Origin of the sequence: Paenibacillus sabinae T27 (assembly GCF_000612505.1) — a bacterium.
Classification (GTDB): Bacteria; Bacillota; Bacilli; order Paenibacillales; family Paenibacillaceae; genus Paenibacillus_AQ; species Paenibacillus_AQ sabinae.
This window is the reverse complement of record NZ_CP004078.1, coordinates 3,833,241-3,859,000: the sequence shown is the minus strand read 5'-3', so window position 1 is coordinate 3,859,000 and position 25,760 is coordinate 3,833,241. Positions and strand designations below refer to the sequence as shown.

The window sequence follows — 25,760 nt, the reverse complement described above, 5'->3', positions numbered from 1 at the left end:
CAAAGCGCATGAAAAGGGAAGGTCAAAACCGGGGCATCCCGCGTTTTGGCTTTCTTTTAAAATATAAGTATTTATAAGTTTCACGCTTGTAAATAGCCTTATATTTCTACGAGAGACGGATGCCGTCCTCTTCCAGAGGACGGCGAAGCCGTTTCTTCTTATGTAATAGGGATACGTTCCTGTACGGAGGTGAAGGCAGTGGCAGATAAGCGCGATTACTATGAGGTGCTTGGCGTAAGCAAGAACGCATCGGAAGACGAGGTCAAAAAAGCGTACCGCAAGCTTGCCCGTCAGTATCATCCGGATGTGAACAAGGCCAGCGACGCCGAGGCCAAATTCAAGGAAGTGAAGGAAGCGTACGACGTCCTGAGCGACTCGCAGGCTCGGGCGCGGTATGACCAGTACGGCCATATCGATCCTAACCAGGGAATGGGCGGCTTTGGCGGAGGTTTTGGCGGCGGCGACTTCGGAGGCGGCCTGGGCGACATCTTCGATATGTTCTTTGGCGGCGGAGGAAGACGCGATCCGAACGCTCCCCAGCGCGGGAATGATTTGCAGTACACGATGACCATTGAATTCAAGGAAGCGGTATTCGGTAAAGAGACCGACATCACCATTCCGCGTACGGAAACGTGCGATACCTGCTTCGGCTCCGGAGCGAAGCCCGGCACGAAGCCGCAAACCTGCTCCGTCTGCCACGGCAGCGGTCAGCAGGAGGTTGTGCAGAACACGCCGCTTGGCCGGATGGTCAACCGCAGACCGTGCTCCAACTGCGGCGGCACGGGGAAGATCATCAAGGAGAAATGCACGACCTGCGGCGGCGCCGGCCGTGTGAAGAAGCAGCGCAAAATCCATGTCCGGATTCCGGGGGGCGTGGACGACGGCGCGCAGCTGCGCATGACAGGCGAGGGCGAAGGCGGCCTTCGCGGCGGTCCTGCGGGCGACCTGTATATCATCATCCGCGTGAAGCCGCATGATTTCTTCGTTCGTGAGAACGACGACATCCTGTGCGAGGTTCCGCTTACGTTCGCTCAGGCGGCGCTTGGAGATGAGATCGAGATTCCTACCCTGACCGAGAAGGTTAAGCTCAAGATTCCTGCAGGGACGCAGACCGGCACGTTCTTCCGCCTTAAAGGCAAAGGCGTACCCCATTTGCGCGGAAACGGAACAGGCGACCAGCATGTCCGGGTTATTGTGGTGACCCCGAGCAAGCTGAGCGATGAGCAGAAAGAGCTGCTTCGCCAGTTCGCATCCTTCGACGGCGAGAATACGCATGAGCAGGGGCAGTCCTTCTTTGACCGGATGAAACGGGCCTTCCGCGGAGACTAATTCAAGCGGAGTCAGCCTTAAATTTTACTGTTATCATAAATGGCAGTCTCTCCTTTACCGGAGGGGCTGCCATTTGTTGTATAATGGGAGTTATAAGTGCCCGGCGTACGCCGACCAATGCAGCAAGGAGCCGAAGAATGAAGACGATAATTGATATTGCCCGGGCGGCGGGAGTGGCCAAGAGCACGGTTTCCCGTTACCTTAACGGAGGATCTGTCAGTGAAGAGACAAGGGAGAAGATCGAGCGCATTATCAAGCAGCACAATTATGTCCCCAATACGTTTGCCCAGAGCCTGAAAGCGAAGAAGACCAGCATTATCGGAACCATCGTTCCCCGCCTGGATTCGTTTGCGGTTTCCCAGACCTTAATGGGAATAGACGATGAGCTTAGGGACCGTCAGCATCAATTGCTTATTTCCAGCGCCAATCAGGATATGAACCGTGAAATTGAAGCGATTTACGATCTGGCCCGGCAAAAAATTTCCGGCCTGCTGTTTATGGCCGTAGAAATTACGGAACGGCATCTGATAGCCATCCGGGATTGCAAAGTCCCGGTAGTAGTGATTGGTCAGCGGCATTCTTCGCTTCACAGCGTCGTCCATGACGATTTTCACGCAGGCTACATCATGGGCAAGCATATCGTGGAAAAAGGGCACCGCCGTATCGCTTACCTGGGGGTTACCGAGCAGGACATCGCGGTGGGCGTCATGCGCAAGGAAGGCTTTAAAAAAGCGCTGGCCGAATATAGCGGCTGCGAGGTACGGTATTACGAATCCGGCTTCCGGATGAATGCGGCTGTAGAAGCCGCAGAACGTTTGCTGGACGATTGGATGCCTTCGATCGTTGCGTGCGCCACCGATAACATCGCGCTGGGCGTGATGAGGGCCGCTTTTTTAAGGCAGATCCCAATCCCTGCAGGTCTTTCTGTTACCGGATTCGGAGGATATGAAGTTACTGAAATCATACATCCGGCATTAACGACTGTAAGATACCATTATAAGCAGGCGGGCAGGCTTGCCGCCGAAAATATCATTGCCCTTGTTAACCGCGAGCCAGTAGATATGGTCTCGGTTCTGGATTGTCAAATTATCGATAGAGAAAGCGTTGACAATTTGCAGGGGAGCAGCATATAATAACTTTGGAACCGGTTCCTTGCCTTTTCCGAAACTCTTGGAGAGGCATTTTTATTAAACGGTTTGGAACCGGTTCCTTAATTTTATGACCAAGTTGGAACCGGTTCCAAGAAACGAAATTCAAGAAAAAATATAATTCAAAGCGGTGAGCAAATGGTAAAAATGAGCAGAGAACAATTATACCGGCGAATTGACCAAGCGGAGGAAGGCGAATGGGAATCGCTGAAACAACTGGCGGAACAAAGCCCCTGGAGACAGAAGTTTCATATCCAACCCGAAGCTGGGCTGCTTAACGACCCCAACGGATTTTCCTTTTTTGAAGGGGAATATCATTTGTTCTACCAATGGTTTCCGCTGGGAACGGGGCATGGCATGAAATATTGGTATCATACCTCTTCTACCGACCTCGTTCATTGGCGAAATCGCGGGATTGGCATCGCCCCGGGCGGACCTTTTGATTCTCACGGAGCTTTTTCGGGAAGCGCCATCGAGAAGGACGGGAAGCTGTACCTGATGTATACGGGCAATACCCGCAGCCGGGAATGGGTCCGGCATCCTTTTCAATGCATGGCCGTTATGGAGCCAGATGGGGTAATAACCAAGCTGGAGCAGCCGGTCATTCTGAAAGTGCCGCGTGGCTATACCGATCATTTCAGGGACCCCAAGGTATGGGAAGCGGAAGGAAGCTACTACTGCGTTATCGGCGCGCAGCGCCTGGACATGACGGGAAGCGCGGTAATGTTCCGCTCCCCGGACCTGAGGCAGTGGCATTTTGCAGGAGAAATCGGCACAAGCTTGAAATCATTCGGCTATATGTGGGAATGCCCGGATTATTTTGAACAGGATGGAACGGGAATCCTGCTCTTTTCGCCGCAGGGGCTGTCCAGGCAGGGCGACCGCTTCCGCAACATCTATCATTCCGGCTATTTGATCGGATCGCCGATGAATCTAAGCAGCCGGGAATTTCAGCACGGCGAGTTCCGGGAACTGGACTACGGATTCGATTTTTACGCTCCGCAGACGATGCAGGCTCCCGACGGCAGACGCCTGCTCACGGCCTGGATGGGGCTGCCGGAGATCGAATATCCGACGGATGATCAGGGCTGGGCGCATTGCCTGACTGTCCCTCGGGAATTAAGCCTTAAGGATGGCCGGCTGATTCAGCGCCCGGTTCGGGAATTGGAGAAGCTTAGGGGAGCCAAAACCGAAGTGCGAACGGTTGTGAATGACCAATCGCTTTCCATTGCAGAGCTTGCAGGCGACGCGTACGAGCTGCAGGTTGAGATCCGGGACGAAGGAGCGGACCGGTTCGGCATTGAATTCCGGGCGGGACGTCTGGAGAAAACGGTGCTCTATTACGACCGCGCGGAAGGAAAGCTGGTGCTGGACCGTTCTCTTTCCGGACAAAGCTTTGCCTTGAAATACGGAACGGAAAGAAAATGTCCGCTTGAGCTTAAGGACGGAGCGCTCACTCTGCATTTGTTCGTGGACATTTCCTCGGTTGAAGTTTTTGTGAATGACGGCGAGGCCACTTTTACAGCCCGAATCTTTCCGGAGCAGGAAAGCACGGGAATCACTTTCTTTGCGGAGGGCGGGAGAGTAGCTTTTGACGCTTTAAAGTGGGATACTCATTAAACAGGGAGGCAAAGATATTTATGTCCGAAAACCAAAAGATCGCCGAGCAGGTTGTAGAGGCTATTGGAGGAAGAGAAAATATCGTTTCGTTTGCGCACTGCGCCACCCGCCTGCGGATTATGGTGCGGGACAAAGCGCTGATCGACCAGAAGCGCACGGAGAGCATCGACAAGGTAAAAGGAGCCTTTTTCAACTCGGGGCAGTATCAGATTATATTTGGAACTGGTACCGTTAACCGGATCTTCGAAGAGGTGGAGAAGCTCGGCATTGAGAGCACTTCCAAGGAGAATCTGAAGCAGGAGGGGAAAAAAGCGGGGAATACGCTCCAGCGGGCCATTCGCACATTCGGGGACGTATTTGTCCCCATTATTCCCGTCCTCGTGGCGACCGGGCTGTTTATGGGCCTGCGAGGCCTGCTGACCCAGCCGCAAATTCTCTCTTTGTTCGGAGCCGCTCCGGAAGACATCTCGCCGAACTTTCTGCTGTTCACGCAGATTTTGACCGATACCGCGTTTGCTTTCCTGCCCGCGCTTGTCGCCTGGTCGGCCTTCCGGGTGTTTGGGGGAAGTCCCGTTCTTGGTATCGTCCTTGGCCTGATGCTGGTAAATCCGGCGCTGCCCAATGCCTATGCCGTTGCGGGAGGGAACGCCGAACCGCTTACGTTCCTCGGATTCATTCCTGTCGTAGGTTACCAAGGCTCCGTATTGCCTGCCTTCTTCATCGGTTTGCTTGGCGCCAAATTGGAGAAGGTTTTACGAAAGCGCATTCCGGAAGCGCTTGATTTAATTCTGACGCCGTTCCTTACGCTGCTGGTTATGATTACGCTTGGCTTATTTGCCATCGGACCGGTGTTTCATACTTTGGAAACGGTTGTATTGAACGGAACCACTTATTTGCTTGGCCTGCCGTTTGGCATCGCTGGTCTGCTTATCGGTTTCTTCCAACAGATCGTTGTCGTAACGGGTGTGCATCATATCTTTAATTTCCTGGAAATTCAGCTTCTGGAGAAGACGGGCTCCAATCCGTTCAACGCGATCATTACTTGCGCCATGGCCGCCCAAGGCGCGGCATGCCTGGCCGTCGGTCTGAAGACGAAGAACGTCAAATTGAAAGCGCTGGCGCTGCCGTCCTCGCTGTCGGCGTTTCTCGGAATTACCGAGCCGGCCATCTTCGGGGTGAACCTGCGCTACATGAAGCCTTTCGTTATGGGGCTTGTCGGCGGCGCGGCGGGCGGCTTCCTGGCTTCACTTGTTCATCTGTCCGGGACAGGAATGGCGATTACCGTCATCCCCGGCACCCTGCTGTATATGAACGGTCAGCTTCCGCTGTACATCGTATGCAATCTTACCGCCATGGCCGTCTCCTTCGTTCTGACATGGATGTTCGGCTACCGCGATGCTGCATCGGAAGGTGCGGAAGAACTGACCGCTGAAACATCGGGCCGTGCGCCAAGCGCAGACGCAGCTGTTCCTTCAGTATCTGCCGTCCAGACTGCGGAGCCCGCAAAGGTCCCTGTTTTTGCAAAAGACCGCGCTGCTCTGGTGGATGCGCCCGGTACGCTGACGGTGCTTGCTCCGATTAGCGGCGAGTTGGTCGAGCTTGGCCAGGTGCCTGATCCGGCCTTTGCCGAGAAGCAGATGGGAGACGGCATCGCGATTCAGCCGGATGAAGGAAAGGTCTATGCTCCTTTCGACGCCGTCGTGGCGCATGTCATGTTGAAGAGCAAGCATGCAATCATTCTGGAGCATGCCAGCGGCGTGCAGGTGCTGATTCATGTCGGTATCGACACCGTCTCGTTAAAAGGTGAAGGATTTGCGCTGAGTGTTCGCACCGGCGATCATGTGAAGGCGGGACAATTGCTGATCGAATTCGACCCTGAATTGATCCGCAAAGCTGGACTGTCCACCATCACACCCGTGATTATTCCAAACGGAATCGAAGGCGTGCTTGATTTCAGCCTTATCTCCAGCGGCAAGGTAACTGCTGCCGCCGACCGGCTGATGAAGGTGAATTACGCGGTTCCCCATCATGCCTGACCTTCAAAAAGGCCGGGTGCGGGAGCTTTAAAATAAACTAATCTGAAAGCGGATAGCCCGGCTCAAGGTGCTGTCCGCTTTTCTGTTCCGGCAGCTTGTATTACAGGATAAATTCCGGCATACCTGCATACGCTAAGGGCTGAAATCCCAGCGGGCATTTCGTCCGCTTTCGAAGAGGAGCGTGCAACAGGATTATGGCTGAAAAAAGTATTCTCGCCTATTTCAAAAGTCCCGAGGAAGCCGAGAGCGTCTCGCGCAAGCTGCAATCGCTTCGGGTTATCGATTTATCCATTGACCGTTTCAGCCGTTATGGCGGAGGGTTCACTTCCCAGGCTATCCCGGCCAACGGCCAAATTACAAGCCTTGGAACAGCGGCTACCGGATATCCCGACGCAGGCGTTATGGCCGCCGCCGACCCGAGTGCGAGCGGGATGAGCGATGGGGGGGCCGGAGGTCCGACAGGACGGGATGTTCTCCTGACCGTCGTGATCGAAGAGGGGGCCTTCCATCAAGCTTTGTCTATTATCGAGGAAGCCGGCGGAATGCTCTGATCGTCTCCTGCTGGAAATAGGTTCTTCAAAAATTAGAAAAGGGGATGCTGTCCGGAATGGTCAGAAATTCAAAAGTGCTGTCCAAGAATGAGAAGATGAAGAAGCTGTTCGGTGCCAAGAATGAGGACGTTGAATTTTCCGCGGCGGAAGCGGACCGGGACGACGTCGAGGCTCAGGACCGGGCGCAGGCGGCGGACCGCAGACAGCTTCACGAGATAATTGAGGACGAGGAATAGATCCGTTAAGAGTAAAGGTACATGCCGGTTGTCCCTGGCGGCCCTGTCTATGATTCAGGCGCTGATCAGGGACTTTTTTGGCGGAACCGTTCTCCTAGAATTTCGGAAAGTAACCGAAACTGTGTCGGCGCAAGAAATTAAACGAATCCGGTCTGCCGGAGAAGGTTTTTGCCTGCTTGGCGTCGAATTGTGAATGCTTGGGAGGGATACATAAATGACACTTATTTTAGGCTATCAATTCGGGGAATACTCCATACCGCTGTCGTTTGCGGACCGTTATTTTATTCTGGAATCGGCACCGGACGGGCTCAAAGTCAGCGTGCTGCATGGCCGGGACGAAGCCCCGGTGTTCGAAGTTTTAAAAAATGAACCCGCTGGCAGTCCGTATTCGAATCTAATTCATTCCGTTCCCGGCGTGTTCGCGGTGAGAGACCAAACCGGCCGGCCCGTGTATCAGCTGCAAATTGGCGCCGAGGCCAGAGCGGCCTTGGTGCTGGCGGATGGAAGCGAGCTGGAAGTACGCTTTTCCGGGGATAAAATTCAGGCGGGCAGCCTGGAAACGGCTAACACCAAATTCGGCAGTGGAATCGGCGTTAAGGTCGGCCCGGACGGGACAGTCGGAATCGGCAACTATTTGCCGTACAGCTTGCTGAAATGGTTTCAATGAGAAAAGAGAATATCGAGTTTGGGGGGCGGCCTGGAGCCGGCCCCTTTTTTTATACTTTTCATCCGGATAATGAACCTTTTGGCCTCCCCGATTGTTATATAGACGAAACCGACAGGAAAGGAGGGCCCTGCATTGGATGACCGTGAACTGTTCGAGACGTACAGAAGAGATTATACCGAACCTGATACTATATGGTGCATAACGCGGCGGATGCCGAAGATTTATGCCAGGACGTCTTTATTGCCGCATTCCGCAGCCGCCGGGAAGACATCGTTAACCTCAAAGCCTGGATCATGCGAATCACCGTGAACCATTGCCTGAATCACCTCAAGCGCGGACGCATGGTGAGGCTGAAGGTGGAGGACAACCGGCATCTTCTGACCGGAGAAGCGAACAAGCCGGTGGACCGGATTGTGGAGGACCGGGAGACGGCGGGAGAATGGGCCGTTTATCTGGAACGGCTCCCCGTCAAAATCAGGGCGGCCGTTACGCTGAGGTACATGCATGATTTCAGCCTGTCCGATATTTCGGAGATGCTGTCCGTTCCGCTCGGAACAACGAAATCAAGGCTGTATAAAGGACTGAGGCTGATGCGAAAGATGCTGGAAAAGGAAGGGCAGGCTGAAAAGGAGGGAAACTATGAAGAGACTGGAAGACGAGCTCAGGCTTCGGTTAAATGACGACGAACAAGTGCCATACCCCGACTTTGACGCCATGTGGGAGCGGATGCAGCAGATTCAGACCGATCAGGAATGGAAAAAGACCTCTCCCGTCCCTTTTGTCCGAAAGCGGAAGGTGAAGAGAATCGCGATTGCCGCCACTCTTGGAGCGCTGCTTGTCGCGGCTCCCGTCTATGCGGCCATACGTTATGACTGGAGCTATATGTTAAACGGAAAGAGCGGCATTCAGGCGGCGCTTGAGCAAAATATGGGTCAGACGCTGGAGCAGTCCATTACCAGGGAAGGCATTACCATGACCCTGCGTACGGCAATAGTTGACGATAACCGAACCGTTATTTTGTACACGCTCGATGCCGGGTTCCGCCCGCCGGAGGAGTTTTGGAATTTCAAAGGGTTCTCGCTAAGGGACGCTGAAGGAAATCTGATTAAGTCAGAAGGGCCTGGTTTGCTGAGGCGGGATGCACCCAATCAGAGGTATTTTGGTATTTTCGAGACCGATTGGGCGCCTTCGCAGGATAACGCGCAGGTCCAGTTGGTTGCGGAGGAACTGCGGAAATACAGTCAGCAGGAACAGGAGGTCAATCTCAATCCCGCTTCCAAGGAGCCGCAAAGCTTCACCATCGGACGGGACGGGATGCAAAAAATAAAGATTCAGCCGTTTGCACAAGGGACGGACAAAATGATGTTCGCCTCAACTGTAACGTTCGATCGCCCGGAAGTGAAGTCGTGGACCTTTCCGCAGATAGTCGCTTACCGGGACGGTATGGAAGTGAAACCGCTGCCTGGGGGGACCTTTGGCAAGCCGGATGGAAGCGGAAATTATACCTCACAGCAGTATTTTGATCCAAAGGCCATCTCATCAGGGAATACGGTGTTCAAACTGCAGTATACGCGGATAGACCACACGGTGGACGGACCGTGGACATTCGATCTTCAGCTCAGCAAAAAACAAATGCAGAGCGGAACGTTACAGACAGCGCTTAACTTGCCGCTGGAAGCTGGGGACAACGTGAGCACGCTGGAGAAGATGGTTATTACACCGACGCAGATTCGGCTCGTAATCAGAACCCCGGAGAAATATCAGGAAATTCCTTATAAAAATATAGTTTGGAGGTCGGCGGGAAAACGCTCGAAGGACCGAGATATTATTCCATAGAGGACCCCTATCAGATCAGCCTGCGCATTGAGCGGCCGCTCGATCTGAAGGTGACCAAAGAGACACCGATTGTTTTTGTGGGCAAGCACAAAGTTACCATTCATGAAGACAAGCAAACGTCGTTTCAACTGAAGGGAATCTCTGGTAAAAAGCGGACGCTGGAAACAACAATCGGCGGTTATCCGGTAACGTGGACCTATTACAAGCAGGGAGCCGATCTGTACGTGGAAACCGGAAGCGAAGATGCCCGTTTCGGCGGTATTAACCAGACCTACATTATGCAGGGCAAAGAGAGATTGCTCGGTAAACCGCTCACGGTGAACTTTGCCGGGGACGGCAATAACAAGGCCATCGACGTTTACAAGAATTTCAAGGGGACGGAAGCAGAAATTCATATGTTTTATTACACAACCGACGATCCGGAAAAAGAAACAAGGGTTGTCCTTCAGTCCGGAGAGGCGGCCGGAGGAGGCACGGAGTAATAGAGTTCAGAGATGAGAACGGGAATTGAATAGAGTTTTGGGAGGAGGGCCCCATGGCCCCCTCTTTTTTTTTGGCTCATTACTGCATAGCATTTGACAAGCACCGCCCCAGTCATTAGTCTAACTTTACAAGAAAGCAGAGAATGAGTCACGAAAGGAAGTCATCCATGAACATAACCCGATGCGGCTGGGTCAACAGCGATCCTCTCTATATTGCCTACCATGACGAAGAATGGGGGAAGCCGGAATACGATGACCTGAAGCTGTTCGAGCTGCTGATGCTGGAAGGGATGCAGGCGGGCCTGAGCTGGTATACGATTTTGAAAAAAAGAGAGAATTACCGTGCAGCCTTCGACAGCTTCGATCCGGGTAAGATTGTCCGTTATGACGACGCAAAAATCGAAGAGCTGATGAATAATGCCGGGATCATTCGGAACCGCCTCAAGATCAAAGCCATTATCAATAATGCGCATGTTTACAGCGAAATTTCCCGGGATGAGGGAAGCTTCGGCCGTTATTTGTGGAGCTTTGTCGGCGGCGCGCCGGCCGTGAACGAGCGGGAGAGCCTGAAGGACGTTCCCGCGTCGACGCCGGAGTCGGATACCATGAGCAAAGCGCTGAAAAAGAAAGGTATGAAATTCGTCGGCTCCACGATCTGTTATGCGTTTATGCAGGCGTCGGGAATGGTGGATGACCATGTGAAGGACTGCATCTGCCGTAAAAAAGGGGTTCTTAACAGCTAGCGCGGGCTTTGTCATCCCGGCCTGTTCAGCCGTTTGATATTGCGCGGGGAGCGTTCCGGTTTGGCGCTAGGCACGGCGGTAAGGTATAATAATGGCTGCGACTTCCGTTTGGAAAATAGGAAACAAAACTTGTAGGAGGAACGGACGAGACAATGCGATGGCATGAATTGACGATACATACGACCGAAGAAGCGCAGGAGATGATTTCCGCAATGCTGCATGATGCGGGAGCCGGGGGCGTTTCCATTGAAGAATCCGGCACGCTGAACAAGGACCGCGACACGCGCTACGGCGAGCTCTACGACGAGCCGCTGAACGATATTCCCGAAGGGGAAGCGGTGATTAAGGGCTATTTCACTGAAGAAACCCCGATGGACGGCATTTGCGCGGAGCTAGCGCCACGCATTGAGGAGCTGCGGGAATTCGGGATCGATCCCGGCAAGGCGGAGATCAGCTGGAAGACAGTGGATGAAGAAGACTGGGCTCATGCTTGGAAGCAGTATTTCAAGCCGCTACGGTTAAGTGAACGGCTGACGATCAAGCCGGTATGGGAAGAGTACACTCCCGAAAGCCCGGACGAGAAAATCATCGTGCTCGACCCCGGCATGGCCTTTGGCACCGGCACCCATCCGACGACCGCCCTATGTCTGCGAGCGCTGGAGAAAGCGATCAAAGGCGGAGAAGAAGTGATCGATGTCGGAACAGGCTCGGGTATTCTGGCCGTCGGCGCGATGCTGCTGGGAGCGCGGTCCGTACTTGCATTGGATCTTGACCCCGTGGCCGTATACAGCGCCATGGAGAACGTGAAGCTGAACGGTCTCTCGGACGTCATCACGGTAAAAGAGAGTGATCTTCTGTCCCTGCTCGGCGGAGAAGGAGCGGTGGATACGCCTGCGGGAGCGATGTGGCCCTCGGCAAGGCCGTCGCAGCGGCCGGCCGAAAGCGGTGCGGCGGACGAAGCCGCCGGAGCAGACGCATCGGTGCTTGACGGCCCGGACGGCAGTCCGGCAGCCGGTTTGGATTCTGCGCAGGGCGGACTCGGCGTGACGCTGCCGGTTAAGATTGTGGTGGCGAATATTTTGGCGGAGATTCTCGTGCTGTTCACGGATGACGTATACCGGGCGCTGCAGCCCGGCGGAATTTATATCTCTTCCGGCATTTACAAGGATAAAGAAGCGCTGGTAAGGAAGGCTCTGCTGGCCTCCGGCTTTGAAATCCGTGAAGTGACGAGAGAAGAAGACTGGGTGGCATTCACAGCCGGAAAGAGGTAAAGATGGACTTTTTGCAAAGCATTATTCGTATGCCGCTGGATCAGCTGCCGTTTTTTCTGGTATCGATTCTGATCGCCTTTACGGTTCATGAGTTCAGCCATGCTTATTTCGCTAACCGGTTCGGCGACCCGACGGCCCGATTGCTGGGCCGTATGACGCTGAATCCAGCGGTGCATTTTGATTTCTTCGGGATTCTTCTCCTGCTGATCGCGGGCTTCGGCTGGGCACGGCCGGTGCCGGTCAACCGCGACAATTTCAGCCGTCCGCGTGTGATGGGCATTATCGTATCGGCGGCTGGACCGATCAGCAATCTGCTGATGGCGATCCTCGGCTGTCTGATCTACGCGCTGCTGATTGCGACCGGCGTCTTCGATGCGATCCCGACAGGGAAAGCCCAAGAGGCGGGACAGCTGTTTTTCAGCGTATTTACTTTCTGGAACTTTTTCCTGTTTTTATTTAATCTGATTCCGCTGCCGCCGCTTGACGGCTACCGGATTATCGAAGATCTTGCGCCGCGTCCCCTACGGGGAAGACTGCAGCGGATCGAGCAGTGGGCCATGTTTCTGTTTCTGCTGATCGTGTTCATTCCCGCGCTTCAGGCGTATACGATCGCGCCTTTGAGCATGTGGGCATATATTATGCGGTCGGATACTCTTAATTTTTTCTATCAGCTTTTTACTTAAATAAATCTGTAGGACTGTTCATCAGGAAGCAAACGTTGTATGATGGAGTTTGTTTGAATGGAAACGGCGGCAGGGCCCGGCAGGCGAGGGACGCCGCCGTTTTCGCCTGAAAACAAGGAATGGGAATGCTTTAAATACAGAACAGGATGTTGATAAGCATGCAGCGATATTTCGTAGACCCCGGGCAATTCGGGGAAGACCATGTATCCATCGGCGGTGAAGATGCCCGTCATATCGCCCGTGTAATGCGCGGCAAGCCCGGGGACAAGCTGATTGTGAGCGACGGCGTGTCCCGCGAGGCTTTGGTCGAAATTGCGGCGATTAACGAAGGCGTCGTTACCGCCTCCATTATAGAGAATTTGCCGATGACGGAGGAGGCCCGCGTCAAAATTACGGTAGCCCAAAGTCTGCCCAAGGGCGACAAGATGGAAATCGTCATTCAAAAATGCACCGAGATCGGCGCGGCCGCATTCCAGCCGTTCCTCTCGGAGCGGACCATCGTTCAGTACGACGAGCGTAAGGAGAGCAAGCGGCTGGACCGCTGGCGCAAGATTGCCAAGGAAGCCGCGGAGCAGGCGCACCGGAATATCGTTCCGGAAGTGGCTGCGCCGCTGTCCTGGAAGCAGCTGCTGAAATCGGCGGACCGCTACGATGCGGTGTACTTCTGCTACGAGAAGGAAGAAGGGCTTCAGCTGCGCTCCGCGGTTGCGCCGTGGGCGGCGCGGCTTGGAAACTCGGCGGAAGCCTCGGTCCTTGTGATCGTCGGGCCGGAGGGAGGCTTCAGCGAGAGCGAGTGCCGGGAGGCTGAAGTGGCGGGCGCGGTGTCCGTCGGCCTCGGCAAGCGTATTCTGCGCTGCGAGACGGCCGGCATGGTGGCCGCCGCTTGCATTTTATATGAAACCGGAGAAATGGGGGAAGCTTGAAAAATGCCATCCGTTGCTTTTTATACATTAGGCTGCAAAGTCAACTTTTACGATACCGAAGCCATCTGGCAGCTGTTCAAGCAGGAAGGCTACGAGCAGGTGGACTTCGAAGGACAGTCCGATGTCTACGTCATTAATACATGCACCGTCACCAATACGGGCGACAAAAAAAGCCGGCAGATGATCCGCCGCGCGGTCCGGCGCAATCCGGAAGCGATTGTGGCCGTTACGGGCTGCTATGCGCAGACCTCTCCGGGCGAGATTCTGGACATTCCCGGCGTCGATCTGGTCATCGGCAACCAGGACCGCGATCAGATTATCCGCCATGTGAACAATATCCGCGAATCGCGGCAGCCCGTCAACGCCGTCCGCAACATCATGAAGACGCGGGAGTTCGAGGAGCTGGACGTGCCGGGCTTTGCCGACCGGACGCGGGCTTTTCTCAAAATTCAGGACGGCTGCAACAACTTCTGCACCTTCTGCATCATTCCGTGGTCCCGGGGGCTGTCCCGCAGTCGCGATCCGAAGAGCATTGTCAGACAGGCGCATCAGCTCGTGGAGGCCGGTTACAAGGAGTTTGTGCTGACCGGCATTCATACCGGCGGCTACGGCGACGATCTTGACAATTACCGGCTTGCCGATCTGCTCTGGGAGCTGGACAAGGTGGACGGACTGGAGCGTGTGCGCATCAGCTCGATTGAAGCGAGTCAGATCGACGAGAAATTGCTGGATGTTTTGAACCGCTCTTCAAAAATGTGCCGTCATCTCCATATTCCGCTTCAGGCCGGACATAACGAAGTGCTGAAACGGATGCGCCGGAAGTATACGACCGAAGAGTATTTTGCCAAAATGCAGCTGATCCGTCAGGCGATGCCGGACGTAGGCATCACCACTGACGTCATTGTCGGCTTCCCGGGGGAGACGGACGAGATGTTCCGCGCGGGCTACGACTTCATGAAGGCCGTCAATTATTCGGAAATGCATGTGTTCCCGTATTCGAAGCGCACAGGCACGCCCGCGGCCCGCATGGAGGATCAGGTTGACGAAGACGTCAAGAACGACCGCGTGCAGCAGCTGATCGACTTGTCCGAGGAAATGCAGCTGGCCTATGCCCGCCGGTTTGTTGGACAGACGGTTGAGGTGATTGCGGAGAGATCGGCAAAAGGCGCGCCCGGCCGGGATATCCAGCACGGCTTCAGCGACAACTATCTGCAGGTGCTCTTCGAAGGCGGAGATGAGCTGCAAGGCCGGCTGTGCCGCGTCAAGCTGACAGAAGCCGGCGTCAACGAGTGCAGAGGCGAACTGGCCTTGGTGACCGGAGAGGCTTTGTCGATCTAGCAGCGAATGCTCGGCGGCAAGACTGTTTCGGGTAACGATAATGGTATAATAGACGAAAGGCGGCCTGCTTTATTGCAGCCGCCTTTCCAGTCTTGACCATACGGGCAGATAACAGAGAGGAAGCGCCAGCAGCGAGCAGGCGACGTTAAACAGGGTCTGCGCGTGGGCGATTTGCGCGGCGGGCCCGCCGCCGATCCAGGCGGCGGCCTCCCGGATCAGACCGGTAACGGGGAGGAACAGAACCGCGCCGCCGGCATTGAGCGCGACATGCGACCAGGCGACGAAGACGCCTGAGGAGCTGCCGCCAATGGAGGCGATGACCGCGGTCGCGCAGGTGCCAACATTGGCACCCAGCACGATGGCGATGCCAAGCTCCGGCGGCAGCGCTCCGGAAGCGGCGACGCCCATCGCCATGCCGATGACGGCGCTGCTGCTGTGCACCAGCGCCGTCAGGCAGGCTCCGGCGGCAAAGCCCCACAGGGCGTTCTCCGCCGCCCGGTTCAGGAACCAGGCGAAGAGGCCGCTCTTCTGCAGCGCGGGGCCAATGGATTGCATGACCGAGATGCCCCACAGTACGAGCGCGAAGCCTGCGATCGCCAGGCTGGCGAACTGAAGCGGCAGGGAGATTCTGCGCCCGGTCTCCGCAAGGCGCGATCTATAGGACGGAAGCTCGCCAAGCGTGACCGCCGCCGCCCAAAGTGACAGCGAGGCCGCCAGCAGCGGCGCCGCGAACCGGCCGATCTGCAGGCCGATGAGCTCCGTTGTCAGGCAGGTGCCGATATTGCTGCCGAGAATAATCCCAAGCGTCCGGGCATAGGTCAGCAGCCCGGCGTTGACCATGCCGATCGACAGCACCGTTACGGCGGTGCTGCTTTGCAGAAGGGCGGTGAGCAGGGTGCTGGAGGCCATGCCCATAAGGGGTGTGGCCGTCGCCTTGTTCAGGACACCGGTAAGCAGCGGGCCGGCCAACCTGGAGAGCGCGGTCTCCATCAGCTTCATCCCGGCAAGAAAGATGACAATGCCGTATAATACAGGGAACAGCACTTCGCGGATCATGGCAGCGGTTCTCCTTTTTTCAAAAATAAGATCGTAAACTCATTCTTGGGACAGCCCTTATCTCACTTCTTGCTTTCAGGCAGGGTTGTACACCAATATATGAATAAGGCAACCGGGACATGACAGGGGCGGAGCCACATAATTAACAAACATCGGGAGTTGAAGCTATTGGCATCGGTAATTTTACAGCGCAGCCGCAAAAAAAGGCTGGAAGCGGGACATCCGTGGATTTACGGCAACGAAGTGGAGACGGTGGAGGGGAATCCCGAAGAGGGAGGTCTGGTAGACGTCTTCAGCCATCAACGAAAATATTTGGCGACCGGATATTACAATCCGGCTTCGCAGATTCGAATCCGAGTCGTGTCGCACAAGCCGCTGGAGGCGATGGACACGGCGTTTTTCACGGAAAGATTTGCCAGTTGTCTGAAGCACCGCGAACGGTTCCTCGGCGGGGAGAACGCTTATAGGCTGGTTTACGGCGAGGCCGATTTTTTGCCGGGTCTGATTGTCGACCGCTTCGGAGACGTGCTCGTCGTGCAGCTGCTGACGCTCGGAATGGACAAGCGCCGCGCCGAAATTGTTGATGCGCTCGTACAAGTGCTGAATCCGAAGGGGATCTATGAACGAAGCGATGTCTCTGTCCGCGAGCTTGAGGGCCTGGAGCAGAAGACGGGGGTTCTGTATGGAGAATGTCCCCGCCATGTTACAGTGACCGAGAACGGACTAAAGCTGATTGTCGACATCGAGCAGGGCCAGAAGACAGGGTATTTCTTTGATCAGAGGGAAAACCGCGCGTCCATCGCTCCGCTGATGACCGGCTGGGGAGTCCGCAGCGGGATTACGCTCCAGGAGGTTGCGAGTGAAGACGGCTTGACCCGGAAGGTTCCCGTCAACAAGAGCGGCAAAGAAGTCACCTTCCCATACTGGGACGGCGCTACCGTGCTCGAATGCTTCTCGCATACGGGGAGTTTTACGCTGAACGCCTGCAAATACGGGGCCAAAAAGGTCACCTGCCTCGACGTTTCCGCGCATGCGATTGAAAGCGCCAAAGCCAACGTCGAGCTGAACGGTTTTAGCGACCGGGTGGAGTTCGTCGTGGACGACGCTTTCCAATATTTGCGCAGCCAGGCGAAAGGGCTGGAAGAACGGGCGGAACGCTCCGCCGCGAATACCTTGTCCGCTTCGCCGGAGAAGTCTCAGGCAGCAGCAAAAGGGGGCAAAACCGCCGTCAAGACGGATACCTCGAAGCCGATGACGGCCGGTGGAGGACGCACCTGGGATGTCGTCATTCTCGATCCGCCCGCTTTTGCCAAGACGAAGAGCGCGGTCAAAGGGGCTTGCCGCGGCTATAAGGACATCAACCTGCACGGCATGAAGCTCGTGAATGAAGGCGGCTATCTGGTTACCGCGAGCTGTTCCTATCACATGCGTCCCGAGCTGTTTCTGGAGACGATTGCCGAAGCCGCCGAGGATGCGGGGAAGGTGCTGCGGCTGATCGAGTGGCGCGCCGCGGGCAAGGATCATCCGCAAATTTTGGGCGTGGACGAGGGGCATTACCTGAAGTTTGCCATTTTTGAGGTGACCTCCAAGTAATTTTGTTAGCCATACATGTATTCAGAAACGGGCGCCGTTCTTTCAGGGACGGCGTTCGTTTCTTTTTTTGTTCCGGTTGTTCACCAAGCATTGGCAGGATAGCAAACGTATGTTCCGATTCGCTTTCATATGATATAATGATAGGACGGATGTCAGCCTCTGCCGCTGGATGCGGCGGAGCTGACTGCACAGAACGCTTGCACTTACGGTTTATTCGAAATATCAGAAGTATGAGCTTCGCGCTTATCCTTAACCTGATATTTTTACGAGAAGCGGATGCCTTCCTCTTCCAGAGGACGGCGAAGCCGTTTCTTCTTACGGAAGGAGTTAATGAAGCATGTCGGTAACGTTTCTGATCGGCCGCTCGGGCAGCGGCAAGACGACGAAAATATGGAATGCAATCTGTTCCGCTCTGCGCGAAGATCCGCTCGGCCCTCCGATTATTCAGCTCGTTCCGGAGCAGGGCTCCTTTAGCGCTGAGCAAGGGCTGCTTGGCGCCTGCGATGTCCGGGGGAGCCTGCGCGCGCAGACGCTGAGCTTTCCGCGCCTTTCCTACCGGGTGAAGCAGGAAACTGGCGGCCGGGGCAGCGTACCGATCGGCGATGAAGGCAAGAAGATGCTTCTTTACAAGATTTTGAGCCGCCGCAAGGAGGAGCTGAAGCTGTTCGGCGCCTCGTCGGACCGCCCGGGTTTCGTGGACCAATTGAGCCGGCTGCATGCCGAGCTTAAGCGGTGCTGTCTCGGCGCATCGGATCTGGAAGAGCAGATTTCCCGGCTGACGGAATCTGCGGGTAGAAGTCCGATCCTTGTGGGGAAGCTTGCGGATCTGAAGCTCGTTTTCGGCGATCTGGAGAAGGAGATGTCCCATCTGTATATGGATGAAGAAGACCGGCTGGCCGAGCTTGCGGAGCTAATTCCCAACTCCTCGTTCGTAAAGGGCTCTACCATTTTCGTAGACGGCTTCCGGGGGTTTACGGCCCGCGAATTTACGGTGCTGCGCCAGCTAATGCTTCATGCCGCCGATATCACGGTCGCGCTGACGCTTGACCGGCCATTTTTAGGCGTTAACCGGCCCCATGAGCTGGATCTGTTCCATCCATCGGCCTCGGCTTACATTAAGCTGAGAGGGATGGCGGAAGAGCTGGGCGCAGAAGTCTGGGATGAAATGCTGTCTCCTTCGGTGCTGCCGCGTTTTGCGGAGGCCCCCGCTCTGGCGCATCTGGAGCGGGGCTTTGACCGCAGGCTGGCGTACCGGGGACCGGAGCCCGCGGAAGAGGAGATTACGATCCGGGCGGCCGTGAACAAGCGGGCGGAGATTGAAGGCGCACTGCGCGAGATGATGAGGCTTGCCCGGGAGCAAGGAGCGAAGTACGGTGAAATGGCCGTGTTCGTTCGCAAGCTGGAGGATTACGATTACCTTGTTCCTGCGCTTTTCCGCGACTATGGCGTCCCGTTCTTCCTCGACCGCAAGGAAGGCGAGCTGCATCATTCGCTGGTGGAGTTTATCCGTTCGGCGCTGGACATTGTCCGCCGGCGCTGGCGGTATGAGGACGTGTTCCGGTGCATCAAGACGGGTTTCCTGCTTCCTGCGGACGGCAGCCTGACCAGGGACGATATGGACACTCTGGAAAACTACGTTCTGGCCTGCGGCATTCAAGGCTACCGCTGGACGGACAAGAATTATAAATGGAAGGCGATCCCGAGCCTGTCGCTGGAAGGCGGAGGAAAGACAGACAACAGACTGGTGCCGCTGATGGAAGCTTGCAGGGAGGCGGTGACCGGTCCGCTGATAGCTTTTGAACGGCGAATCAAGAGAAGCCGCAGCGGCGGGGACTTATGCAGGACGGTATTTGAGCTGCTGGAAGATACCTCCGCTCCCCGGAAGCTGGAATATATGAGCGCCGCCGCATTGGAAGAAGGAAGAACGCAGGACGCCCGAGAGCACCGGCAGCTGTGGGGCGCTATCCTTGATCTGCTGGATCAGATCGTCGAGATGATGGGCGATGAAGCTTTAAGCTTTGACATCTTCGCCGGGATTCTGGAGACGGGGCTTGCCGAGCTGCGGATGGGCCTTGTTCCTCCATCGCTGGATCAGGTGCTTGTCGGGACGATGGACCGGACCCGGACAACGGGTGTCAAATACGCCTTCTTGCTTGGTTTCAACGAAGGGGTCGTACCGGCGCTTATTCAGGAGGACGGTGTTCTGTCCGAGACGGAGCGTTCCTTCCTGGAAGGAGCGGGCATGGAGCTTGCTCCGGGCGCTTCCCGCAAAATGCTGGACGAGCGCTTCCTGATCTATAACGCGCTGACATCGGCTTCCCGCAAGCTGTGGATCAGCTACGCCTGTACGGATGACGAAGGCAAGTCTCTGCTTCCTTCGGAGGTTGTCCGCCATCTGCGCCGGATGTACCCGGAGGTCGCCGAGCACCCTCTGCACAGCCTTCCGGTGTCGGCACCGCCTGAGGAGCACCGCGAATTCATCGGCAATCCGAAGCAGAGTCTGCGCATGCTCATCGTACAGCTGCGCCAGTGGAAGCAGGGACAGAATATCCCGGCGGTCTGGTGGGAGGTCTACAACTGGTTTGCGGATAACGCGGAGTGGCGCCCGGACCTGCAGACGTTGACCGGCTCGCTGTTTTACCGTAATGCCGGAGCTCCGCTCAGACGCGAGACGAGTCTGCGGCTATATGGCGGCTCCACATTGCGCGGAAGCGTCTCGCGCATGGAGAAATTCGTCTCCTGCCCGTTCTCCCATTTCGCCTCCTACGGCTTGCGCCTCAAGGAGCGCCAGCTTTATAAGCTTCAGGCTCCGGATATCGGACAGCTGTTTCACGCCGCGCTGAGCTCCATGGCGGCCAAGCTGCGGGACGAGGGACGAAGCTGGGGGGCCATGACGCCGGACGAATGCCGGATGGAAGCCGGCAAGACGGTGGACATGCTGTCTCCGATGCTTCAGGGAGAGATTCTGCTTAGCTCGAAGCGCTACGGCTATATTTCCCGCAAGCTAAAGAATATTGTCGGGCGTGCCTCCGTAATTCTCGGAGAGCACGCCCGGCGGGGCAGCTTCGACATCGCTTTTCTGGAGCTGGATTTCGGACCCGGCAAGCCGCTGCCGCCCCTGCGCATCGAGCTCCCGAACGGGTGCCTGATGGAAGTCGTCGGAAGGATCGACCGGGTTGACACCGCAGAGGGCGAGAACGGAATACTGCTGCGGGTCATTGATTATAAGTCAAGCCGCAAGGATCTAAAGCTGCATGAAGTTTACTACGGGCTGTCGCTGCAGATGCTGACCTATCTCGATGTGCTGCTAACCTATGCCGAGGAGTGGCTGGGGGAGCCTGCGTTTCCGGCGGGAACGCTGTATTTCCACGTCCATGATCCGCTGCTTTCTTCAGCGAACGGCATGAACCTGGAGCAGGCGCAGCAGGAGCTGCTTAAGCGGTTCAAGATGAAGGGTCTCCTTATGGCGGACCGCGAGGTCGTCTCACTTATGGATACGAGTCTGGACAAGGGGCATTCCAGTATCGTGCCTGTTGCGATTAAGAGCGATGGCAGCTTCTACAGCAGCGCATCCGTCGCCACACCCGAGCAGTGGGGGCGCCTTCTGTCTTCGGTAAGAGGGACGATTACGGAGATCGGAACCCGCATTACCGAAGGAGATGTGGCAATCACGCCTTACCGGATTCAGCAGGAGACCGCATGCACGTTCTGTTCTTACAGGGCAGTGTGCCAGTTCGACGAGGCCGTAGAGGGCAACGGATTCAAACACTTGGGCAAGCCGGGCAAAGAGGCCATCTGGGAGATGCTGTCCCGCCAAGACGAAGGAGGAAACAGACCGTGATCATGCCGGCAAAACCGGAAGGAAGCATATGGAGCGACGATCAGTGGCGGGCCATCGCGGAGAGCGGGGACGACATTCTTGTGGCGGCCGCGGCCGGCTCTGGCAAGACGGCTGTGCTTGTCGAGCGGATTATCCGCAGAATAGGCGACGAAAGCAGCGGATTCAGCGTGGACCGGCTGTTGGTGGCGACTTTTACCAAAGCGGCGGCCTCCGAAATGCGTCAGCGCATCCGCGAGGCGCTGGAGAGCAGGCTTGAGCATGACACAGACAACGCCCATTTGCGGCGCCAGCTCGCGCTGCTTGGCAGAGCCTCGATTACGACGCTGCACTCCTTCTGCCTTGAGGTCATCCGGCGCTACTATCAATTGATTCCGCTTGACCCCGGATTCCGCATACTGAACGAGCACGAAGCGGAAATGATGCGCCAGGAAATTCTGGAGGAGCTGTTCGAGGAAAAATATGAGGAAGCCGGTGAAGACGGCATGTTCGTGCAGCTGGCGGACTGGTTTAGCGGTGAGCGCTCCGATGACGCCGTGCATGCGCTCGTTCAGCGGCTCTATGACTTTTCGCGAAGCCATCCGTGGCCGGAGAAATGGCTGAGAGAGACGGCTGAGTGCTTCTCTCTGCCGGATACCGAAGCCTTGTCGCGCACGCCCTGGGTGAGGAGCATCCTTGATGAGGCTGGGCTGTCGCTGGCGGCTGCAGCCAGCCTGCTGGAACGGGGACGTCAAATCGCCCTTCAGCCCGGCGGACCGACTCCGTATGCAGATAACCTCACGGCGGATTTAGAAATGGTGGAAGGGCTGCGCCAGGCGGTGGAAGAGAGGCCCTGGACCGAGCTGTACGCCTTGTTCAGCGGCGCTTCTTTCGGCAAGCTGAAGCCCTGCAAGAAAGACGCGACCGATCCCGCTCTTCAGGAGACTGTCAAGGGACTAAGAGATGAAGTCAAGAAGATCATTGGCGAGCTGCAGGACTCGCTGTTCGGCCGTCCGGCGGATGCGTTCCTCCGGGAACTGCATGAAGCTGCGCCGCTGATGATGGAGCTTGCGGAAACAGTGATCCTGTTCGGCGAGCGCTTCCGCGCGGAGAAAGCCGGCAAAGGGCTGGTTGATTTCAGCGACCTGGAGCATTACTGCCTCGCTATTTTGCGCCATCCCGATTCGGCGATGGGCCATTCCATGCCTTCGGATGCCGCATTAGAGTACCGGGCCCAGTTCGACGAGGTGCTGCTTGACGAATATCAGGATACGAACAGCGTGCAGGAAGAAATTGTACGGCTGATCTCAAGAGAAGACCCGGGCAACCGGTTCATGGTCGGCGACATGAAGCAGAGCATCTACCGCTTTCGGCTGGCGGAGCCGGGGTTGTTCCTGGACAAGTACCGCAGCTATGGAAAAGGCGGAAGCAAAGAGGCGCATAGCCGGGAAGGTCAGAGAACGGACGAATCCGGCTTCGAAACGGCGAGCGGTGCTGAAATCGGTGAAGAAAAAGGAGTCGTTATCGATCTGGCGCGAAATTTCCGCAGCCGGATGGAAGTTGTGAACGCCGTCAATATGCTGTTCCGCCAGATTATGAACGAAACGGTGGCCGAAATCGCCTACGACGAGCGGGCGGAGCTTGTATACGGCGCTAACTTTCCCGGAGCGGCGGATAATGGACCGGATACGTATTTTGCCCCGGAGCTGCTGCTGATCGACCGAGGAAGCTCCAAAGGCCTGCCCGAGGAAAGAGCTGAAGACGGGGAAGCCGATAGTGCGGAAAGCGAATTGATCGAGAGCGAAACCGCTCAGCTTGAAGCCCGCGCCATCGCCCGGCGGATTGCCCGGATGACCGGGATGGATGGCGGCGAGCCGCTGCAGATTTATGACAAGGGACTTGGAGCGATGAGACCGGTCGTTTACGGCGACATTGTGATTTTGCTGCGTTCTGCAAGCGTGTGGGCGCCGCTGATGATGGAGGAGCTGAGGCTGGAAGGGATTCCGGCTTATGGTGATCTGAACAGGGGCTATTTTCAGGCGACCGAGGTGGAGGTTATCCTCTCCCTGCTGAAAGTCGTCGACAACCCCAGGCAGGATATTCCGCTTGCCGGAACGCTGCGCTCGCCCGTCGTCGGCCTGACCGAAGAAGAGCTGGCGAAGGTGCGGCTGTGCGCGGAAGGCTCGTTCTATGACGCGGTAATCGCGGCGGTCTCGGGAGGACAAACGGATGGTGGCTCGGGAAGCGCTGGGCAGGGAGCGGGTTATTCCGACGTGTCGGCAGAAGTAACGGCCAGCGGTGCGGGCAGCCCGATGGTTGAAACGGCTCGTACCGCCATGAAAGCGGATGTGGATATAGACGGCTTCGGGGAAATAAGGGATAACGAAGCGGACGGAGTATACAAAGTTCGCGGACCGGCCGGGAACGCGGTGGAGACGGCAGCAGCCAGTGAGACCGTTAAAGCCGAATCATCTGCGACCGGTGACACGGAAGCCTCCGGGCCTGCGATCTCCGGCAGACTCCGTGGCAAGCTGATCCGGTTTCTGGATCAGCTTGAAGGCTGGCGCGATGAGGCGCGGCGGAGCGGCGTGAGCGGCCTCATCTGGCGAATTTACGGAGAGAGTGGATATCTGGAGTGGGTCGGCGGGCTTCCCGGGGGCACCCAGCGTCAGAGCAACCTTAAGGCGCTGTACGACCGGGCGGTCCAATTTGAGAAAGACACCTCGGCTCGGGGCTTGTTCCGTTTCCTGGTGTTCATCTCCCGCCTCCGGGAGAACGGCGGCGATCTGGGCGCGGCCGGCGGAAGTGGAGAGCAGGGCGAAGGTGTCCGGATTATGACAATCCATAAGAGCAAGGGTCTGGAATTTCCGGTCGTTTTTCTTGCCGGGATGTCCAAGGGCTTCAACCGGCAGGATCTGTACGCGCCGTTTCTGATGCACAAGGAGCTCGGCTTCGGCCCGCGATTTCAGGAACGGGAGACCCGGGTCAGCTATCCGACGCTGCCCTATCTTGCCATCGGCCGCCGTTCGCGCCTCGAGCTGCTGGCGGAGGAAATGCGCGTCCTGTACGTGGGACTTACCCGCCCGCGGGACAAAATGATTCTCGTCGGAACCGTCCGCGATCTGGCGGGCAAAGCGGCAAGCTGGATGTCTTCGGGCGCCGGAGAAGAACAGCTCCTCCCCGATCATCTGCTCGCCCGGGGGCGCAGCTATCTGGATTGGGTGGGGCCGGCGTTGATCCGGCACCCCGGCGCGGCAATTTTGCGAAAAATTGCCGGGAAGGAAGGAGCGCCTCCACTTTCCCTGCGCGGCGATCTGTCGAACTGGAGCGTCAGCGTTCTGCCATCCTATGAACTGGAAGCGGCTGTGTCAACAGTCAAGGATAGCGGTGAAGACGGAGAGGAAGCGAGAAAAATAGCGCTACACGAACTGAGCCGGGCCGTTCCGGTGACGGTTTACGCCGGAGAAAAGTACGGAGCAGCGGAGCGGCTGTCGTGGAGTTATCCTTACGGGGCGGCGGCGGGCCTTCCGGCCAAGACCTCTGTTACAGAATTGAAATCCCTGTTGTCTTTGCAGGACCAGCCCTCATTCGATCTGCTCGAAGAGGGGCTTGACCGTTCCCGGGAGCGGGGCACCGGCGACAGTCTTCATTTACGGCGTCCGAGGTTTATGGAACAGCGCGGCGTAACCCCGGCGGAACGCGGGACGGTTTACCATACCATCATGCAGCATATACCGCTGGAGGGTGAGGTTGGCCTTGCCGAAGTGCGGGAGACGCTGGAAAGACTGGTCCAGCTTTGTATTTTGACGGAGGAACAAGCGGCGGCGGTTGAGCCGGAGAAAGCGGCTGCTTTTTACCGCCATCCGCTCGGACTCAGGCTGCTCGCTTCTCCTTGGAAGAGAAGGGAAATGCCTTTCAGCTATATGATGCCCGCTTCCGAAGCCTATCGGGGCCTTGAGGCACTGGACAGGGCGGCCTCCAAGCTGAACGGAGAGAGCGGTGCAGCCTCTCCTTCCGTACTGATCCAGGGGGTTATCGACTGCCTGTTCCGCGAGGAAGGGCGGCTGATCCTGCTGGATTACAAGAGCGATGCGGTTCTGGAGCATCGAGGCGGACTGGAAGCCCTGAAGGAGAAATACCGCTATCAGCTCGGTCTGTATTCGCAGGCGCTGGGCGATATTCTGGGCGAAGAAATCGCCGAGGCCTGGCTGTATTTTTTTGACGGAGGACATGCGGTTCGGGTATAGGGCGCGCGCGGCCGCTCGGACATAGGATTATTCGGGTGAGCCGTCCATGCCGTAACCCTCGTGCCATTTAAATTCTTCGGCAAAGGAAGAAGTGACGACAAATTGGCAGCCACAACCGAAGTTACTTGCGCCATTTAAATGGTTCTGTGGCAAAGGACGGTTCGCTGGTTCACTTCAGGTTTAT

19 protein-coding genes are annotated in these 25,760 nt (G+C 56.5%); 18 read left to right on the top strand and 1 reads right to left on the bottom strand.

What is annotated here, in order from left to right; translation table 11 throughout:
* Window positions 1-198 precede the first annotated feature (198 nt).
* The 15 genes from dnaJ (at window position 199) to mtaB (ending at window position 14,863) form a co-directional block, all read left to right on the top strand.
* The gene (gene dnaJ / locus PSAB_RS17800) at window positions 199-1,329 is read left to right on the top strand and encodes a molecular chaperone DnaJ (RefSeq protein WP_025335944.1); all 1,131 of its coding nucleotides are present in this window, start codon (window positions 199-201) and stop codon (window positions 1,327-1,329) included.
* A 137-nt stretch (window positions 1,330-1,466) separates the two neighbouring features.
* Window positions 1,467-2,462, top strand: coding sequence for a LacI family DNA-binding transcriptional regulator (locus tag PSAB_RS17795; RefSeq protein WP_025335943.1), 996 nt, complete (start codon window positions 1,467-1,469; stop codon window positions 2,460-2,462).
* A 153-nt stretch (window positions 2,463-2,615) separates the two neighbouring features.
* The gene (locus PSAB_RS17790; protein WP_025335942.1) at window positions 2,616-4,097 is read left to right on the top strand and encodes a glycoside hydrolase family 32 protein; all 1,482 of its coding nucleotides are present in this window, start codon (window positions 2,616-2,618) and stop codon (window positions 4,095-4,097) included.
* Between the two features lie 20 nt (window positions 4,098-4,117).
* Window positions 4,118-6,133: a sucrose-specific PTS transporter subunit IIBC gene (locus tag PSAB_RS17785; protein ID WP_025335941.1), complete on the top strand. Its 2,016-nt coding sequence runs from the start codon at window positions 4,118-4,120 to the stop codon at window positions 6,131-6,133.
* 194 nt (window positions 6,134-6,327) lie between these two features.
* Entirely contained in the window at window positions 6,328-6,684 is a 357-nt protein-coding gene (locus tag PSAB_RS17780; RefSeq protein ID WP_025335940.1) for a hypothetical protein, read from the top strand.
* Window positions 6,685-6,740: 56 nt separating this feature from the next.
* Entirely contained in the window at window positions 6,741-6,920 is a 180-nt protein-coding gene (locus tag PSAB_RS17775; RefSeq protein ID WP_038596031.1) for a YfhD family protein, read from the top strand.
* A 214-nt stretch (window positions 6,921-7,134) separates the two neighbouring features.
* Window positions 7,135-7,587 (top strand): hypothetical protein, encoded by a 453-nt coding sequence (locus tag PSAB_RS17770; RefSeq protein WP_025335938.1) that lies wholly within the window; start codon window positions 7,135-7,137, stop codon window positions 7,585-7,587.
* Window positions 7,588-7,778: 191 nt separating this feature from the next.
* Window positions 7,779-8,267, top strand: a complete 489-nt coding sequence (locus PSAB_RS17765; RefSeq protein ID WP_144240533.1) for an RNA polymerase sigma factor — start codon at window positions 7,779-7,781, stop codon at window positions 8,265-8,267.
* Window positions 8,227-9,423, top strand: coding sequence for a DUF4179 domain-containing protein (locus PSAB_RS17760; RefSeq protein WP_025335937.1), 1,197 nt, complete (start codon window positions 8,227-8,229; stop codon window positions 9,421-9,423). The genes PSAB_RS17765 and PSAB_RS17760 overlap by 41 nt, the downstream gene beginning before the upstream one ends.
* Window positions 9,375-9,905, top strand: a complete 531-nt coding sequence (locus PSAB_RS26210) for a hypothetical protein (RefSeq protein ID WP_025335936.1) — start codon at window positions 9,375-9,377, stop codon at window positions 9,903-9,905. Before PSAB_RS17760 ends, PSAB_RS26210 begins: the two co-directional genes overlap by 49 nt.
* Before the next feature lie 173 nt (window positions 9,906-10,078).
* A complete protein-coding gene (locus PSAB_RS17755) occupies window positions 10,079-10,648 on the top strand; it encodes a DNA-3-methyladenine glycosylase I (RefSeq protein WP_025335935.1) in 570 nt (189 codons plus the stop codon).
* Between the two features lie 152 nt (window positions 10,649-10,800).
* Window positions 10,801-11,919 (top strand): 50S ribosomal protein L11 methyltransferase, encoded by a 1,119-nt coding sequence (prmA, locus tag PSAB_RS17750; protein WP_025335934.1) that lies wholly within the window; start codon window positions 10,801-10,803, stop codon window positions 11,917-11,919.
* Between the two features lie 2 nt (window positions 11,920-11,921).
* Window positions 11,922-12,602 carry a site-2 protease family protein gene (locus PSAB_RS17745; RefSeq protein ID WP_025335933.1) on the top strand — a complete coding sequence of 227 codons (681 nt, stop codon included), beginning with the start codon at window positions 11,922-11,924 and terminating at the stop codon, window positions 12,600-12,602.
* 158 nt (window positions 12,603-12,760) lie between these two features.
* Window positions 12,761-13,525: an RsmE family RNA methyltransferase gene (locus PSAB_RS17740; protein WP_025335932.1), complete on the top strand. Its 765-nt coding sequence runs from the start codon at window positions 12,761-12,763 to the stop codon at window positions 13,523-13,525.
* Between the two features lie 3 nt (window positions 13,526-13,528).
* Entirely contained in the window at window positions 13,529-14,863 is a 1,335-nt protein-coding gene (gene mtaB / locus PSAB_RS17735) for a tRNA (N(6)-L-threonylcarbamoyladenosine(37)-C(2))-methylthiotransferase MtaB (RefSeq protein ID WP_025335931.1), read from the top strand.
* A gap of 69 nt (window positions 14,864-14,932) precedes the next feature.
* Here mtaB and PSAB_RS17730 read toward each other — a convergent pair whose 3' ends face one another.
* Entirely contained in the window at window positions 14,933-15,919 is a 987-nt protein-coding gene (locus tag PSAB_RS17730) for a Na/Pi cotransporter family protein (protein ID WP_025335930.1), read from the bottom strand.
* 168 nt (window positions 15,920-16,087) lie between these two features.
* Between PSAB_RS17730 and PSAB_RS17725 the strand changes: the two genes are divergently transcribed.
* The 3 genes from PSAB_RS17725 to PSAB_RS17715 all read left to right on the top strand — a co-directional run bounded on the left by PSAB_RS17725 (window position 16,088) and on the right by PSAB_RS17715 (window position 25,576).
* A complete protein-coding gene (locus PSAB_RS17725) occupies window positions 16,088-17,512 on the top strand; it encodes a class I SAM-dependent rRNA methyltransferase (RefSeq protein WP_025335929.1) in 1,425 nt (474 codons plus the stop codon).
* A gap of 337 nt (window positions 17,513-17,849) precedes the next feature.
* Entirely contained in the window at window positions 17,850-21,353 is a 3,504-nt protein-coding gene (gene addB / locus PSAB_RS17720; RefSeq protein WP_025335928.1) for a helicase-exonuclease AddAB subunit AddB, read from the top strand.
* A 2-nt stretch (window positions 21,354-21,355) separates the two neighbouring features.
* Window positions 21,356-25,576 (top strand): UvrD-helicase domain-containing protein, encoded by a 4,221-nt coding sequence (locus PSAB_RS17715; RefSeq protein ID WP_038597304.1) that lies wholly within the window; start codon window positions 21,356-21,358, stop codon window positions 25,574-25,576.
* Window positions 25,577-25,760 lie beyond the last annotated feature (184 nt).

Coding starts and splice junctions, on each gene's coding strand:
- PSAB_RS17795 (WP_025335943.1), top strand. CDS start 1,467: ATGAAGACGATAATTGATATTGCCCGGGCGGCGGGAGTGGCCAAGAGC.
- PSAB_RS17790 (WP_025335942.1), top strand. CDS start 2,616: ATGGTAAAAATGAGCAGAGAACAATTATACCGGCGAATTGACCAAGCG.
- PSAB_RS17785 (WP_025335941.1), top strand. CDS start 4,118: ATGTCCGAAAACCAAAAGATCGCCGAGCAGGTTGTAGAGGCTATTGGA.
- PSAB_RS17780 (WP_025335940.1), top strand. CDS start 6,328: ATGGCTGAAAAAAGTATTCTCGCCTATTTCAAAAGTCCCGAGGAAGCC.
- PSAB_RS17775 (WP_038596031.1), top strand. CDS start 6,741: ATGGTCAGAAATTCAAAAGTGCTGTCCAAGAATGAGAAGATGAAGAAG.
- PSAB_RS17770 (WP_025335938.1), top strand. CDS start 7,135: ATGACACTTATTTTAGGCTATCAATTCGGGGAATACTCCATACCGCTG.
- PSAB_RS17765 (WP_144240533.1), top strand. CDS start 7,779: ATGGTGCATAACGCGGCGGATGCCGAAGATTTATGCCAGGACGTCTTT.
- PSAB_RS17760 (WP_025335937.1), top strand. CDS start 8,227: ATGAAGAGACTGGAAGACGAGCTCAGGCTTCGGTTAAATGACGACGAA.
- prmA (WP_025335934.1), top strand. CDS start 10,801: ATGCGATGGCATGAATTGACGATACATACGACCGAAGAAGCGCAGGAG.
- PSAB_RS17745 (WP_025335933.1), top strand. CDS start 11,922: ATGGACTTTTTGCAAAGCATTATTCGTATGCCGCTGGATCAGCTGCCG.
- PSAB_RS17740 (WP_025335932.1), top strand. CDS start 12,761: ATGCAGCGATATTTCGTAGACCCCGGGCAATTCGGGGAAGACCATGTA.
- mtaB (WP_025335931.1), top strand. CDS start 13,529: ATGCCATCCGTTGCTTTTTATACATTAGGCTGCAAAGTCAACTTTTAC.
- PSAB_RS17730 (WP_025335930.1), bottom strand. CDS start 15,919: ATGATCCGCGAAGTGCTGTTCCCTGTATTATACGGCATTGTCATCTTT.
- addB (WP_025335928.1), top strand. CDS start 17,850: ATGTCGGTAACGTTTCTGATCGGCCGCTCGGGCAGCGGCAAGACGACG.
- PSAB_RS17715 (WP_038597304.1), top strand. CDS start 21,356: ATGCCGGCAAAACCGGAAGGAAGCATATGGAGCGACGATCAGTGGCGG.